Source organism: Bacillus sp. J41TS8, assembly GCF_018333035.1.
Taxonomy (GTDB): domain Bacteria; phylum Bacillota; class Bacilli; order Bacillales; family Bacillaceae; genus Bacillus; species Bacillus paralicheniformis.
In genome coordinates, this window is the sequence record NZ_BORF01000001.1 from 369,544 (window position 1) to 383,291 (window position 13,748).

Genomic DNA, 13,748 nt, shown 5'->3' on the forward strand with positions numbered 1-13,748 from the left:
TTCGCGGCTTTCGAAAGCCGCCTTATGGATAATCGCTTATCCGGTTTAATAACGAGTAAACCTTCGTGACGTTCACCCGGCCAGCCTTACTAAACTTGGAAGTCGTTCAGGCTGACACTCAGAGGGGAGTTCACAAGCGGAGGCCGTCACCGGTTTCCAGCAATCCCGGCTCTCTGCAGGCGGCGTTTCCGCTGTTACTTATCCTCTTCAACGTTTGTCTTTATTCAACTGACACTTAAGCTTTGATCTTCGAGGCTGACTTTTATCCCTTCACGGACGACGCGCTCGCGGAACTTTTCAAGCATCCGGTTTGTGTGGACTCCCGGTTTGCCGTCCCCGATCTTGCGGCCGTCAACTTTAACGACCGCGATGACTTCTGCAGCCGTTCCGGTTAAAAACACTTCGTCGGCTGTGTATACGTCATGGCGGGTAAACGGCTCTTCCTTCACTTCATAGCCGAGCTCCTGCGCTATTTCGATGATGGCATTCCGGGTGATTCCTTCAAGCGCTCCGATATAGCCCGGAGGCGTCAAAAGCTTTCCGCTTTTATAAATAAATACGTTATCCGCAGAACCTTCGGCGACATAGCCTTGATCATTGAGCATGAGCGCTTCTGTCACGCCCGCCATGTGCGCCTCGATCCGGACAAGAATATTGTTTAAATAGTTCAGCGATTTCACTTTAGGGCTCAGCACATCAGGTCTGTTTCTTCTTGTTGGAACCGTAACGATGTCAATTCCCGTTTCATATAAGTGTTTCGGGAATATTGCCAATGGTTCGACAATTATAATGACACTCGGGTGTGAACAATTGTTTGGATCGAGTCCGAGGTCACCTGCTCCTCTTGAAACGACCAAGCGGATGTAAGCGTCTTTAAGCCCGTTTTTTTCGACTGTTTTGAGAACGTGCTGTGTCAGTTCTTCCTGCTGATATGGAATCTCCAGCATGATCGATCTCGCAGAATCGTAGAGGCGGTCCATGTGCTCTTTCATTCTGAAGATGTTGCCGTCGTATACCCTGATCCCTTCAAACACGCCGTCCCCGTATAAAAATCCGTGATCATAGACTGATATTTTAGCGTCTTCTTTTTTAACGAGTTTGTCGTTTAGGAAGATCCACTGGTCTTTCTGGTCCCCCATCCCTCTAGCACACCTTTCTGTTGTAAATGAACGCTTTAAACGGTTAAAAATCGATGATGCGGGAACCCGTTTTCCCGCTGTCATTCCCGGGAAAGATGAAAAGTTTTCAAGTGATTTGTTCTTTTGTTTGAACTCATATTACGCCCCTTTACATGCAGTGTCAACCGTATTTTTTAAAATTATTAGACAATTTCGATTAATCAATCTACTTGTATACGCTTACATGATTGATATAAAAGGAAATGCAAAATTGAAAAACAATTTGAAATTTTTTATGCAATCTATAAAGATTACATAAAAAAACTGGTGTTTTATACAGTTTTGTTAGATTTTATGACTGACAACTTTTTAAAATTTCATCCCGGAAGGTTAGATTTTTTACCACATTTGTGTACAGACTCCATTTTACGATTTTTTACATAAACTGCTGTTAATCCAAATAGAAACGGGTGAATATGATGTACCGCACCTTTCCTCCATACTCTGATCCCCGCGTGCGCCAATACCCGGGATACTTCGGTTATCCGACTACTTATGTCTATAATCCTTCAGCACACGGGCCCTATACCTATTATCCGTACGGCGGAGTGTTCACAACTCCGACTCTCGGATTCGGCATCAGCTATCCGGGAATTTCCGTTCCCGCTGTGCACGGCTTTACCGGTGGATTCAGAGAAGATTAACAAAGCACAAAAAAGAGAGAGCATTTTGCTCTCTCTTTTTACGGTTAAACGACTCCCTGAGCGATCATCGCATCCGCCACTTTAATAAATCCGGCTATATTGCAGCCGTCAAGCAGATTGCCGGGACGTCCGTATTCTGAAGCCGCTTCAACGCTTCTCTTGTAAATATCGGTCATGATCGTTCTAAGCTTCTCATCCGTTTCTTCCGCCGTCCAGTGGAGCCGTGCGCTGTTCTGCGCCATTTCGAGCGCTGAAACGGCCACACCGCCGGCATTTGCAGCCTTAGCCGGCCCGAAAAGAACCCCCGCATCCAAAAAGCGTTTGACGGCGCCCTCTTCAGACGGCATATTCGCCCCTTCTCCGACGGCTTTGACCCCATTTGAAATGAGCACTCCGGCCGCTTCTTCGTCAATTTCGTTCTGAGTCGCGCACGGAAGCGCGATATCGCACGGAATAGACCAAATGCCGGAGCATCCTTCGAAATAGTGTGCTTCCGGATGCTCGCTGACATACTCGCGAATCCTTCCGTTCCCGCTTTCTTTAAGCCGCTTCACCGTCTCAAGGCTGATGCCTTTTTCATCATAGACATAGCCATCAGAATCACTGCAGGCCACTACTTTTGCGCCGAATTGAGCGGCTTTTTCCATCGCATACAGCGCCACATTGCCTGAACCGGAGACGACAACGGTGCTGTTTTCAAAACGCAGCCCCTGATCCTTCAGCATTTCTTCTACGAAATAAACCAGACCGTACCCTGTCGCTTCTTTCCTCGTCAAACTGCCCCCGTATTCAAGGCCTTTGCCTGTTAACACACCTGCATCATAGCGGCCCCGAATTTTTTTATACTGTCCGAACATAAACCCGACTTCCCTAGCTCCGACACCAATATCACCGGCAGGGATATCTGTGTCCGGTCCAATATGTCTGTACAGTTCATTCATGAAGCTTTGCGTAAAACTCATGATCTCCCTGTCAGACTTGCCCTTCGGATCAAAATCAGCCCCGCCTTTTCCGCCGCCGATCGGTTGGCCGGTCAAAGAATTTTTAAAAATTTGTTCGAAGCCTAAAAATTTAATAATGCTCGCATTTACAGAAGGATGAAAACGGATGCCGCCTTTATACGGACCAATTGCGCTGCTAAATTGAACCCGGTACCCCCTGTTAACCTGGATATTGCCTTCATCATCGACCCACGGCACCCTGAAGGTGATCATCCGTTCAGGCTCTGCAATCCTTTCAAGAATGCGGTGTTCGATATACTTTGGATGTCTTGCCAATACAGGGACGAGGGAATCGAAAATTTCTTTTACAGCTTGAAGAAATTCGCTTTCGTGAAGATTTCGCTGCCGCACTGTCTCGTATGCTTTTGTCACATAATCTCTCGCCGTCTGAAAATTTGTTTGCTCCATTTTTTCTAGCGTATGCATCTTTCTTCAGCTCCCTTTCTAAAATAAAAGCAGAACGAACGTTGTAAGATTTTCCACATGGTAAATTTTACAACCAATGCCCCATTTACATCAATCTGAAAAACAGATTAAACCATTGCTGAATTGAGATGTATAACAAAAAGCGAGAATAGACGGGTATTAAGATAGAAGAACCATTCTTAAATGCTGAGGAGAAAAGAACCAATAAACCATAAAATACCATAACATCCGAAAGGTTTTTTCTGTGCTTTTCGTTGCGATCGGCGCATTTGCCCGTTGTACTCTCGGCAGAAAATGAGCATCTTCTCCCGTTCTTAAAATGAATCCTACTGCACAAAACGAAAACACATAGCTCTTCTTTTTCATGGCAACAATAAAACTAAAACAGGGGTGATCTGATGGACGACAAAAAAGAACTGTCAAACGTTGAAACACAAAGAAACTTTTTAACGGCAGAAGAATTTCCTGAAGGAGCGTATGGAGCTGCCCAGGGCAAAGACAAGCCTGTTGAAAACAAAAACACGCCATGGAAGGAAGGTCAGCAGTACTACAGCAATTTCACATATGAATTCCGAAACCTCCACCAAGGAATGCCGCGACAGTACCCCGGGGCGCATCCAACCCATGACGAAAAGGATCAAAACGAGGAATGACCGATATAAAAAAGAGCCGTGCTAAACGGCTCTTTTAAGCTTTTTTATTGGAGGGGCTGCTGGAAATTTTGATTGTGCTGCTGGTTTTGTTGGTTTTGCTGACCCTGTTGACCTTGCTGTCCTTGCTGGTTAAATGATTGCTGCGCCTGCTGAAGTGCCTGGCTCATTTGGTTCATGGCCTGGTTTGTCTGGATTCCTTGAAGAGCCTGATTCAGCTGCTGAACAGCCTGCTGAATGCTTTGCTGAATTTGCTGATCCGTCTGCTGCATTTGCTGCTGAGATTGGGAGCTGAATTGCTGAATTTGCTGCTTCAGCTGATTGATTCCCTGGCTCAATTGAGAGCTCTGCTGGCCGCTTTGGCCCTGCTGCTGTGACCCCATTTGATTAACAGTTTGCTCCAGCTGGGCAAGCTGCTGCTGGATATTTCCGAATTCCTGAGCAAGTTCGGTATCCGTGATGTTCACTCCGAGCAGCTGCTCATGCTTTTGTTTTTGTTGCTTTTGTTTTTGCTGCTGGTTTTGCTGTTGTTTTGTCATGACAACATCCTCCTTAAAATTGATCACACCCTTTATCTTTTTCATTTTGTTCGAAATGATGAAAGGGAATTTTTAGGGTGTTGTTATTTGAAGAAAAAGGCCATTCAGAGAACTACTCTCACCTCAAGATACAAATGGAGATGTTCTTGGAAGAAGTATAGAAAGAGGATTAGGTACCTCAGAAGTTGTTATAAATAAAAAAATGGAGTGTATATTTTAATAGGATATCCAATAAATAATGGAGTTTTAAATCCGCTCCCAAAACATATTTTCAAACCAAAAATAGAGCAGAAGTTCCCATCAAATAAAAAAGCCTCAAACCCTTGTATACCAAGAAGTTTGAGGCTTTTTCCAGAGACGTCCCAGGAGAGATTCGAACTCCCGACCGACGTTAATCTATCGATTAATTTTACGTAAATATAATTCGCTTCTACTCCGTTAATTGAAACGGACATTGAGTCGGTCATTCACCGATCATTTGACCGTTTTTATTTTAACGTACACTTTTCGACTATTCAAGTTAATTATTTCTTCTATATTAAAATGTAACTTTGCATAAAATAAAAACGCCACATCCGACGAAGGACAGGGCGTACGGCAGTTAGATTGCGTCTTTCTGCTTTTCAGTTTTTTCGCTTCTAATCCAGTCTATTGCGATATTTTGCTTACATTTGCTGCATGTGGCATTATGCTTACCGTACAAGGCAATGTTCTTTTCGAACCCGCAACGAGGGCATTTAAATCTTTCGCCTCCCGAAAACGCAGCTACAATTAAAAATAAAGAAAAGCTTCCGAGACCAAGTCCTGGTAAAATACCGATTATAGTAATCATAAGAATCGCGCTGATTAATAAAAGTATTATGCCACTGATTGCCGAAAAAATACGAGGGACTAGTCGGCCGACTGTCATTCGCCTTCTCAAAACCTCAACTCGAACAAAATCCATCCACCTAACCTCCACTCATGATATAGTAAAATTATACTCTGCCGGAAACCCTTTCCGCAATCCGGTTTTATGTATACGAACACCTACGAATTTATACGCAGGCGCCCGCTAAAAGTACCGTTATCTCTCAACTTGCTCGGTTTCATTGCGAGGCGAAGGAGATGACGGATTAAATTCACGCGTTGTAATCCTGAGCTTTTCTAAATCGTAAACGGTGCCGTTTAATTTCGTGATTTCTACGTCCATTAATCGAAATACCTCCTTACTAGTGCGTCAACGGCGTTGCCTTCGTTCACGTGCGGACGTACTAGCTGACCAACACGCTCGCCGGACATTTCGATTGTCATGCCATCAAGCGACTGTTCTAAGCGATTAATGGCCGCGGCAATCATATCGTCACGTGAATTAACGTCGATCGTGCCGCTTACTGCTGACGATAGCGTGCTACGCAATCCGCTAGGCGTTGAATGTGCGATAGCAACGTCAGGGCTGTACGAATACCCACTCATATCGACCATAGCTGCGTTTGCCATTTCGTCGGCTGCCGCTCTTACTGCGCCGATATTTCGTTCGATACCGACCGCAAGACCCATCGGCAGGAATTTACCGATTTCATCGCGGAATACACGTGACGGCGAGTGGATTCCGAGTAGCGACTTAAAGTTGCCCGTAAGGCTGTCTACGAATCCACCAACTTTTTGGCCGATCCAATCTTTCATGGAATTTATTCCGTCCCAAAGCCCCCGGATCAAGTCGGCCCCCGCCTTGAATAGCTCCTCTTTATTATCCAAAATGGTCTGACCAAGCTTTACGACGAGTTCAAGACCCATCTGTAACAGTTGAGGTAAGATTTGAATTATGCCATCAATTAAAGCCAAGAGGATCCTTACCCCTGCCTCGATAATCCTTGGCAAATTTTGAATCAGAGCCCCTGCAAGAGCAACGATTAATTTTAGAGCTGCCTCAATGAGGGTAGGCAACATCTTGATAATGCCGTCAATTAAGGCTAGTAAAAGTTTTATCCCTGCATCAATAATTTTCGGTAGATTCTCTATCAATGCGGTAGCAACTGCGACGATCAGATAAATAGCCATTTCTATGAGTTGCGGAAGAATGCTTATAATCCCGTCAATCAAACTAGTCAGGATTTTAATTCCCGCTTCGATAATTGTTGGTAGATTTTGTATTATGGTTTGGATTAGCATGGTGATTAATTGAATTGTTGCCTCCACCAACATCGGGAGCGCTTGGATCAGCCCGCTTATCAAGGAAGTTAAAATCTGGATCCCGGCCTCGATAATCGTAGGTAACAATGTGACAACAGTATTGATCAATGTTGACAAAACTGTCGTAGCTGTTTCGATGATTGTTGGTAAGGCGCTTACTATTCCTTCAATCAAAGACGTAATGATCAGTACTCCGGCCGCGAGGATCGCTGGGATCATTGTTGTTAGAGTCTGAATAATCGTATCAACGACCTGGGTCACTTTCTCAACAATATTCGGTAATGCTTGCGTAAATCCCTCAAGTAATCCGGTTATCATCTCAAGTCCAGCCTGTAAAATACGAGGCAGATTTGTCGTGACTCCGTTAACTAACGAATTGACAATCTCGGTTGCTTTTTCGAGGATCGTCGGCATGTTCTGCTCTATGCCTTGCGCAATTGCCGGTAAGAATTTCGAACCCGCAACGATCAGACCGGGTATGCCCCCGACCAATATTCCGATAATATTCGGGATGAATTGCGCCAGTCCCGAAAAGTCTCCGTTAAAAGCACCTGTGATCGCCTTCTTTACGTCCTCAAAGCCGCTGCGTATTGACGCGAGTCCCTTTACGATTACATTCGCGACCGATTGCGGCAGCAAATTGTGAAGTGCGATTGATCCTTGCGTGAAGTCCCCGGTCAATGTTTCCGCTATGCCTTTAAATAGTGAAGATATCGTTTTAAGGACCGGAGTAACCTTCTGGCCGGCTATGGTAGCGAATTCCGACGCTTTCTTTTTAATAGTATCGAAGTGTTTGTACGTTAAATAAATCGCAGCTCCTAGCGCAGTCAGTCCGGCTATTACTGCGGCCGTTACCCCAGCTATCGGTAAAAGCGCAGGGGCTAACTTTAGCGCAAACAGTTTCATCAATGCGAAACCTTCAATAATCCCCGGAATCATACCGACGAAAAATAGAAACGGACCTATTAACGTTGCTACAACCGCTAATAACGCACTAAGAACTGCTATTACGGTTTTTGCTGGCTTAGGCAGCTTATTGAACTCATCGACTAAGAACTGAAGCCCTGATGCTATTACCTTCAGCGCAGGTAGTAACTCATTACCAATTGCGAGAGATGCTCCTTGAAGAGCTGATTTCAAAATAATTAGTTGCCCTTTAAGGTTATCTAATTGCTCCTTTGCGATTTCCTCCGCAGTCCCGCCGCTATTTTCGAGTTCTTTCGTAAATTTTTCGATTTCCCCTTGTCCGGCCTTCATCAGCGCCAACATAGCCGAGGATGCTTCGACTCCGGAAATCCTTGAAACAGCTGCGAGACGATCGGCCTCGCTCATATCCTTCGTCGCTTCCGTCAATTCTCCGATAATTTGTGCCAATGGCTTCATGTTGCCTTTCGCATCTTCTATCGTAATGCCTAGATCGTGCAGTTCTTCTCGAGCAGCTTTCGGAGGAGCTGCTAGACGTGTCAACATCCGTCTCAAAGACGTCCCAGCTTGCGTACCTTGGATACCGGCATCACCAAGTATCCCTGCCGCTGCTGCAACGGATTCTAAAGACTGCCCTGCTGCACTCGCGATTGGAGCAACGTATTTCATAGTGTAACCGATCATTTCCATCGAGGTATTCGAACTCGTAAATGTTTTCGCCAATACATCCGCAACTCTAGCCGTCTCTTTCGCCTTTAACCCGAATCCAGTCAAGATATTTGATGTAATGTCCGCAGTGGTGGCGAGATCTAACTGACCCGCCGCCGCGGTCGCCAGTACTCCCGGCATGGCTGCGATAATATCGTTCGTCTTGTAGCCGGCCATAGCGAGAAACTGCATACCTTCGGCAGCCTGAGTCGCTGTAAATGCGGTAGTCGCTCCGAGATGCTCCGCTGTCTTCGTCATCGATTCGAGTTGCTTTCCAGTCGCGCCACTTAACGCCCCAACCCGGCTCATTGCCGATTCGAAGTCCGCGGTTGTCTTGACGACTGATCCTATCCCAAGTGTCATTATGCCGCCAAAAACTGAAGCTGCTGTACCAGTCGCTTTTAACGCCCCACTCGCTTTGTTCATCGAGTCCATAATCGACTGTCCGGAACGGCTGGCCGTCTGTGCCGACCGACTTGTTCTCGTCAGTCCTTCCGAAGCGACTGCTGCCGCCCCCGCAACTCCGGTCATTGACGAAGACATTCTCGTCGAGGACGTCGTCATCGCGTTAGACATAAGCGAAGTAGATGCACGGATCGACGCCATCGAAGTCCCGAGCCGCGACATCGTAGACGAAAACCGGTCAACCGCCGTAATAGTAAATCGTATATTGCGATCGCTCACTCGTTAACCTCCTTTCTGGCTATTTCACTGAAGAGGCGAACGACTTTTGCCTCTAAGCGCTTAGCCTCAGAGGTTTCTCTGCGGCACAGGTGGTCGAATCCTTTGCCCAGCGTTTCAAGATACTCGATATACAGATCGACATGCTCCTGATCGATTCCAGAAAATACCATACGTTTTAGCTTGCGCGCGTTACGATTTGCTAGATTCCTAGCGCGTTTCACTTCTCTTAAAAACGCTGGCCCATAACTCATCTTTTCAATTTTTGGGTTAATTTCTTTTTCGAATTTTTCGTTTGCTTTCGTCATTATCGAGTTTGCTTCGTGCAGACTGTTCATTTTTCCGATCCCCTTTTCTATAAATAAAAAAGGCGCCTCAACCAGAGGTGCCTTTTGCCTTATTCGATTCTCCCGTGTTCCCATGCCCGCTTTACTTCATCCCGAAAAATTCCGTATTTATTTGAACCATTATCGCGATAAGTATAAATTGGATGATGGACTGATAGGCCCGGTTCATTTTGCTGCGCAATGTGGTCGGGTACGTCTATCTCTTGTACAAGCTCAAAGTATTTATTCTGACCGTCGGTAATTAAAAGGTCATAGTACGACTTGGCCGCCTCAAGATATTCTTGCTTCGCCTTTGCAATACGTTTCAGCACCTTTTCCTCATTAGCGGCACTGTTTGCCCGAATTTCATCTCGGGCCAACTCTAGGATTTCAAGTTTAAGACTGCTTGTTTTACCACTATTCAAGCCGAAAACGACGTTCTCGCGCTCTTTAGCCCCGTTTAACTCTAGCTGTAACTCGACAACCCTCCGACGTGCTTCTCTTTCTTTCGTCCTGTTCGCATCAGAAGGATTGTCCGCCAGTTCCGCAATAGCTGCCTTTAGGTCGGCCTCAGCTTCCGTCAATTCATCCGCCACTTTTGCATTATGCCCGCGAATTTTCTCCGAGCTGCTTGTCGCCTTTTCTTCTAGCTCCTTCAATTCCGTTATTTTTTCCTGTAGCTGCTTAGAAAATTTCATCTAACCGTCTCCTTATCGAATGATTTTTTGAGAATTAAAAAAGAGATCGCGAACTATCTGCCATTTCCCTTTGACCGTCTTATTTTGTTCGAGTGAATCTAACGCATTGTCCAATGTTGATACTTCCTGCCATGTCGCGTCATCACCGCTGAAATCCGCAGAGGCCAGCTCGTGAGATGCGAACCGTTTCAGCATCCTGTTTGTCGTCTGACATAATACCAGGTGCAACGGCTCATCGATCCCCATTGTTTCAAAGACGACCGGTTGTAACAAAGGATGGTCGACGATTACCTTTAGCGATATTACACCCTCGATCTTAGCCACCGATCTCAGTGCCCTTTGGAGCGCGATATGCCCACAGTAAGACATGTCGTTACGTCGTTTCCCTAAGACGACAAATGTGCCGGCAGCCTTCTGGCCTTCGAAGTTGTGAAGCGTATAGGAAAAGACCGTCTCACGGCCGTCGCTGACCTGTGTTAAATAAAGCGTGTAGTTCATTCGGCTTCCCTACTTTCTAACGCCTGGATACGTGTATCGATACGCATCAATTCCGCCGCCTCACGGCCTGATCCGGCGTATCCCCTGTAGTTCGCTTTCTTTTCCTCATACAGACTCCGGAGTTCCTGCGCGGACATTCCTTCGTATGGATCTGAAGGTCGACCGGCCTCATAGTCGCCGTTTGAAATCTGTGAAGCTAGGTCCGTGACTGCTCTCTTGGCTTCCCGGTACTCGGATTCGCTAACTGTACGAGAAGGTTTTAGCGTCCCTTCGTATTTGATCACCGTTTGTTTCGCATTAATTAGCTGCCTTTCCAGCTCTGCCCTCTCTTCTTTCCATCCACTCATTCGAAATCCCCCTCATTTCTGATCGTTCTTTCTTCTTTCAATAGTTCGGCCTCATACTCGTCAACCGGCGTTTTTACCAGACCCTCTATTACAAACGCGTCCTTTGCCCCGTAATGATAGGCCGAATCTGTCGCCGAATTGAACAACTCCCGGCGAAATTCAAGGTCGGTCAACTCGTCACCCCGGCTTACGGTAGAAAACACGATCAAACAGCCGTCACGATCCTTCACCTTATATGTGCCTTTTTCTAGGTTCAGTTCGATAAAAGTAACACCACTGGGGAACAGGTCCGTGAAGCCGTCGCCTTTTGACTCGCGAATATATGTCGTTTCTGCGGTACCGTAGTCACCGTAATGATCGAACATTTTTAAGACGCAGAACATGCCGGTTCCTCCTTTTCATAAACGATTTTCGCTTCTTCTTCGTAAGCCCGACATTCTAGCACCGCCCGCGAGACGTTTAGATCACGGATGCGGCCGGACGATCGACGCAGGATCTCCCCGGTTTCGGCGTCTACCGTAAGAACTTCGGTAGGCTTAACGTATATCAGAACGTCATACAAAACTAACTCCCCTTCCGATACAAAAATCGAATTCTAATAGTAATATAGCTGAGTGCCGTTTTTTGCATTTATAAAGCCTGTCATATCAACGTTTACGGACGTCTAAATCGTCATTCTTTTTCTCTGTCTATCACGATAATCACGATTCCTTCGCCGGCTATTTTCCTTTTCATTTTCAACCGCACATCCAGCGCAGTATTGTTGCCGGTTACTTCTGCGTTCGAACCGCTGGCCGCAACGTTTGCAATTTCCCGCCCAGTTCGACTTGTTCCGTAACGGATGATCGGCCGGTAAGTATTCGAGATACTCCCGCATTAAAGCCGGCTCTGCGGGCAGAACGTTTCGCATAAAGTACGGACAGATATTCCCCTGTATTGAATCCGTTTTGATTTCAACGGTACACAAACCGCAACGCTGAAGGTCGCAGGCGCCGCCACTTTTATAGTTGGCGCAATTATTTCGGGCTAGACGGCCGAGTTTGCTTCGTGTCGAGTTAATCTTTCGCTGATTCATTTCACAACCTCCGTTTGCGCGTAGAATTCAAGCAGACTAATCACTTTTGCCGGATTAAGGCTCAATTTGTCAATTAATCTCCTGGAGACTTTTGGAGTGATTTTTCGCTTTCCGTTTTCAATCATGCAAATAAAAGCCCCAGAAACACCTGTCAAATCTGCTACATCCTTTTGTGATAGCCTATAAATTCGGCGAATTTTTAAAACCTGATCACCGGTCAATTCCATGCTTTCGGTCCCCCTTTGTTAACTTTTCTTTACTAAGTGCCGAAAAAAAAGACATAAAAAAAGCATTAGCCAGAATGACTAATGCAAGATTGAAAGAGATACAACGCGCCCGTACCCCTCTCACTATATTCGTGTTTTTTCCCGTTTGAATGATAAATTTTAAGGCCCGATGCAATATTCACTGAAAAGATACCTGGGCTCTCACCGTCTATGAATTTTTCATACTCTGACTTCTCTTCCCCGTCGCTCTCAACCTGACCAAATTTTATATCACCCGACTGCTTGGCTTTTGTATCTCTGCGGGGAGAATATGGACGGTTTCCGTCTGACTCTCGCTTCCCGTATAATTCTATTTGATCGGTGAAAACAAGGCGGACTTTGTCCTTTTGACCGGCATTTTCTTCGCGGTTAGGGAGATATCCGTCGCGCTTGGGAGCCAAGTATGTGCAGGTCCTTTTCAACCGTTTATCCGCGTCTCTTTGTTCCTGTCCACAAGCGTCGCTGCAATATTTCTTTTTTCCAAGGCGCCGAAAAACATTGTTACAATTCCAGCAAGCACACACTCGATAGCCTTCCGGAACCTCTGAGGGCATGGGCGGCATATACTTTCGCTCTTCCTGCTCCCACTCTTCCCGGGTCCGTTCTTTTATTTGAAGCCGCTCGATATTTTCGTGGACTTTGACGAACAGATCGGTAATAAGTTTCATTAACTTCGGCGCCGATTGCAACGGACTTTTTCCGGAAGCCTGGACGTATGCCAAAAGCGCTTCATCCACCTCGCGATTCAGGCGTGCGGCATCCATAAATTCGGAGTTGACTTCGATTTTCCATCTATTTATTTTTTGTTCAAGCTCTTTCTTTGGATTAACTTCTTTCACCTTGTTTCCTCCTTCCTTATTTAAAACATTGCAATCGTTCGCTTACGCTCACGCTTGCGGATGCTCATTTACTCGCGATATATTTTTTATTAAAAATATCCGCGCGAATGTATATGAGCGCTATTATTTGTTGGTATGTTTAACGTTGGTATGTTTCCCTTGGTATGTTTACTCGGATATCTAATGACCCTTTGCAAACGTACCTCTAATGGCTGTATCCAAACAGGCATCTAATGCATGTATCATTCATAAACGGACGGCTCGGGGACTATTTCCTCTCCTTCCTCGGAGACAATATAACCGTCATCGCTGATCCGCGGGCAGAAAGAAACGAAATACCACTTATATCGATTTGTCCCAATCCATACGTCTCTTACGTCGAGAAGCAGTCCATTCGCTAATAGAATATCCACCAGTTTCTTTATCCGGCTTTCAGCGATCCCTAGGTCAGACGCTATCTTTTGCCGGGCCGGAAAACTCGCACCAAAACGTGCACTTTTTTCTCCATTTTCCCAGGTATGATTGCCGTCCACATAGGAAAGTAAGTAAAAATAAAGAGCAATGATGTCTCGAATTTGAGGTTTTCGTTGCGTTCGTTTGAAAACCGAATCATGTTCAGCTATGATTCTAGGAAAAACTTTACGCAAAAGATCTAGGTTGTACATTTCATAATTTTTTTGCGATAGTAACTCATTTTTGTCATTCGGAAGAAGTCTTTCCTTTGACTCTGCACTTTTGTTCAACGTTTTCACTCCTTTTTCGGCAGAAGAAGACGG

General features: G+C 45.7%; 17 protein-coding genes and 1 other annotated feature (1 of these 18 running past the window's edge). Of the genes, 3 read left to right on the top strand and 14 right to left on the bottom strand.

Features of this window, described 5'->3' with window-relative positions; translation table 11 throughout:
- Nucleotides 1–220 (bottom strand) — a binding site (T-box leader); it reaches 42 nt to the left of the window's first position.
- Between the two features lie 4 nt (nt 221–224).
- Nucleotides 225–1,139 carry a branched-chain-amino-acid transaminase gene (gene ilvE / locus KI350_RS01990; RefSeq protein WP_023855438.1) on the bottom strand — a complete coding sequence of 305 codons (915 nt, stop codon included), beginning with the start codon at nt 1,137–1,139 and terminating at the stop codon, nt 225–227.
- Between the two features lie 455 nt (nt 1,140–1,594).
- Here ilvE and KI350_RS01995 point away from each other — a divergent pair, with 455 nt between their 5' ends.
- A complete protein-coding gene (locus tag KI350_RS01995; RefSeq protein WP_228119622.1) occupies nt 1,595–1,822 on the top strand; it encodes a hypothetical protein in 228 nt (75 codons plus the stop codon).
- 44 nt (nt 1,823–1,866) lie between these two features.
- Here the strand turns inward: KI350_RS01995 and gdhA are convergent, their stop codons facing one another.
- Nucleotides 1,867–3,249, bottom strand: a complete 1,383-nt coding sequence (gene gdhA, locus KI350_RS02000; RefSeq protein WP_039072900.1) for an NADP-specific glutamate dehydrogenase — start codon at nt 3,247–3,249, stop codon at nt 1,867–1,869.
- Nucleotides 3,250–3,647: 398 nt separating this feature from the next.
- Between gdhA and KI350_RS02005 the strand changes: the two genes are divergently transcribed.
- Nucleotides 3,648–3,902 (top strand): hypothetical protein, encoded by a 255-nt coding sequence (locus tag KI350_RS02005; protein ID WP_020452482.1) that lies wholly within the window; start codon nt 3,648–3,650, stop codon nt 3,900–3,902.
- A 44-nt stretch (nt 3,903–3,946) separates the two neighbouring features.
- Here KI350_RS02005 and KI350_RS02010 read toward each other — a convergent pair whose 3' ends face one another.
- The 4 genes from KI350_RS02010 to KI350_RS02020 all read right to left on the bottom strand — a co-directional run bounded on the left by KI350_RS02010 (nt 3,947) and on the right by KI350_RS02020 (nt 8,677).
- Nucleotides 3,947–4,438: a hypothetical protein gene (locus tag KI350_RS02010; RefSeq protein ID WP_031304790.1), complete on the bottom strand. Its 492-nt coding sequence runs from the start codon at nt 4,436–4,438 to the stop codon at nt 3,947–3,949.
- 601 nt (nt 4,439–5,039) lie between these two features.
- Complete coding sequence (locus tag KI350_RS02015; protein ID WP_065643450.1) at nt 5,040–5,384, bottom strand: hypothetical protein; 345 nt, start codon at nt 5,382–5,384, stop codon at nt 5,040–5,042.
- A 120-nt stretch (nt 5,385–5,504) separates the two neighbouring features.
- Nucleotides 5,505–5,630, bottom strand: a complete 126-nt coding sequence (locus KI350_RS23155; protein ID WP_271749810.1) for a hypothetical protein — start codon at nt 5,628–5,630, stop codon at nt 5,505–5,507.
- Nucleotides 5,630–8,677, bottom strand: a complete 3,048-nt coding sequence (locus KI350_RS02020) for a phage tail tape measure protein (RefSeq protein ID WP_306420061.1) — start codon at nt 8,675–8,677, stop codon at nt 5,630–5,632. The genes KI350_RS23155 and KI350_RS02020 overlap by 1 nt, the downstream gene beginning before the upstream one ends.
- Between KI350_RS02020 and KI350_RS02025 the strand changes: the two genes are divergently transcribed.
- The gene (locus KI350_RS02025; protein WP_171866285.1) at nt 8,607–8,933 is read left to right on the top strand and encodes a hypothetical protein; all 327 of its coding nucleotides are present in this window, start codon (nt 8,607–8,609) and stop codon (nt 8,931–8,933) included. The genes KI350_RS02020 and KI350_RS02025 overlap by 71 nt on opposite strands.
- Here the strand turns inward: KI350_RS02025 and KI350_RS02030 are convergent.
- The 8 genes from KI350_RS02030 to KI350_RS02065 form a co-directional block, all read right to left on the bottom strand.
- On the bottom strand, nt 8,923–9,261 hold the full coding sequence (locus KI350_RS02030; RefSeq protein WP_065643667.1) for a hypothetical protein: 339 nt from the start codon (nt 9,259–9,261) through the stop codon (nt 8,923–8,925). The two genes, KI350_RS02025 and KI350_RS02030, sit on opposite strands and share 11 nt — an antisense overlap.
- A 59-nt stretch (nt 9,262–9,320) precedes the next feature.
- Nucleotides 9,321–9,947 carry a hypothetical protein gene (locus KI350_RS02035; RefSeq protein ID WP_065643666.1) on the bottom strand — a complete coding sequence of 209 codons (627 nt, stop codon included), beginning with the start codon at nt 9,945–9,947 and terminating at the stop codon, nt 9,321–9,323.
- 12 nt (nt 9,948–9,959) lie between these two features.
- Nucleotides 9,960–10,445 carry a hypothetical protein gene (locus KI350_RS02040; protein ID WP_065643665.1) on the bottom strand — a complete coding sequence of 162 codons (486 nt, stop codon included), beginning with the start codon at nt 10,443–10,445 and terminating at the stop codon, nt 9,960–9,962.
- A complete protein-coding gene (locus tag KI350_RS02045; protein ID WP_065643664.1) occupies nt 10,442–10,792 on the bottom strand; it encodes a hypothetical protein in 351 nt (116 codons plus the stop codon). Before KI350_RS02045 ends, KI350_RS02040 begins: the two co-directional genes overlap by 4 nt.
- A complete protein-coding gene (locus KI350_RS02050; RefSeq protein ID WP_065643663.1) occupies nt 10,789–11,175 on the bottom strand; it encodes a hypothetical protein in 387 nt (128 codons plus the stop codon). Before KI350_RS02050 ends, KI350_RS02045 begins: the two co-directional genes overlap by 4 nt.
- A 688-nt stretch (nt 11,176–11,863) precedes the next feature.
- Entirely contained in the window at nt 11,864–12,094 is a 231-nt protein-coding gene (locus tag KI350_RS02055) for a helix-turn-helix domain-containing protein (protein WP_065643660.1), read from the bottom strand.
- 65 nt (nt 12,095–12,159) lie between these two features.
- Nucleotides 12,160–12,972 (bottom strand): hypothetical protein, encoded by an 813-nt coding sequence (locus tag KI350_RS02060; RefSeq protein WP_065643659.1) that lies wholly within the window; start codon nt 12,970–12,972, stop codon nt 12,160–12,162.
- A gap of 242 nt (nt 12,973–13,214) precedes the next feature.
- The gene (locus tag KI350_RS02065; RefSeq protein WP_065643658.1) at nt 13,215–13,715 is read right to left on the bottom strand and encodes a hypothetical protein; all 501 of its coding nucleotides are present in this window, start codon (nt 13,713–13,715) and stop codon (nt 13,215–13,217) included.
- Between the last annotated feature and the right edge of the window lie 33 nt (nt 13,716–13,748).